This window comes from Plantactinospora sp. ZYX-F-223 (genome assembly GCF_039649625.1).
In the GTDB taxonomy this organism is placed as follows: Bacteria; Actinomycetota; Actinomycetes; order Mycobacteriales; family Micromonosporaceae; genus Plantactinospora.
This window is the reverse complement of the sequence record NZ_JBDJAV010000193.1, coordinates 1-588: the sequence shown is the minus strand read 5'-3', so window position 1 is coordinate 588 and position 588 is coordinate 1. Positions and strand designations below refer to the sequence as shown.

1 protein-coding gene is annotated in these 588 nt (G+C 63.9%); it reads left to right on the top strand.

Annotated elements, in window-relative coordinates:
- The gene (locus AAH979_RS43130) at positions 1 to 588 is read left to right on the top strand and encodes a hypothetical protein (RefSeq protein WP_346263896.1); all 588 of its coding nucleotides are present in this window, start codon (positions 1 to 3) and stop codon (positions 586 to 588) included.

Sequence of the window (588 nt, the reverse complement as noted above, 5' to 3'; positions counted from 1 at the left end):
GTGGCCGCGCAGGCTGCTGCGGAGCATGCCGGGTCGCCGGTGTCGCAGTCGGTGATGCAGGCCGACAAGGACCACAAGGGTGACAAGGGCAAGAGCGACAAGGGTGACAAGGGCAAGGATCGTAAGAGTGAGGGTAAGCCGTCGCGGGACCGGTTGGTGCCGCGTGGTGTGCAGGGTGAGCAGTCGAGGATTGCGGTGTCGGGTGAGCAGTCCGACAACGTGCGGGCGATTGTGAAGGCGACGAAGAAGGCTGGTCTGGACGAGCGTGCCGCGGTGATCGCGGTGGGTACGTCGCTGCAGGAGTCGAAGTTGGAGAACCTGGGTCATCTGGGTGATCGCAACGATCATGACTCGCTGGGGCTGTTCCAGCAGCGTCCGTCGTCGGGTTGGGGTTCGCCGGATCAGATCACGGATCCGGAGTACTCGACGACCGCGTTCCTGAAGGGTCTGAAGCAGGTTGATGGTTGGCATGACCTGCCGTTGACGGTGGCGGCGCAGAAGGTGCAGGTGTCGGCGTACCCGGACGCGTACGCGCAGTGGGAGGACCAGGCTGCTGACCTGGTCGCCAACGCCTGGAACAACAGCTAA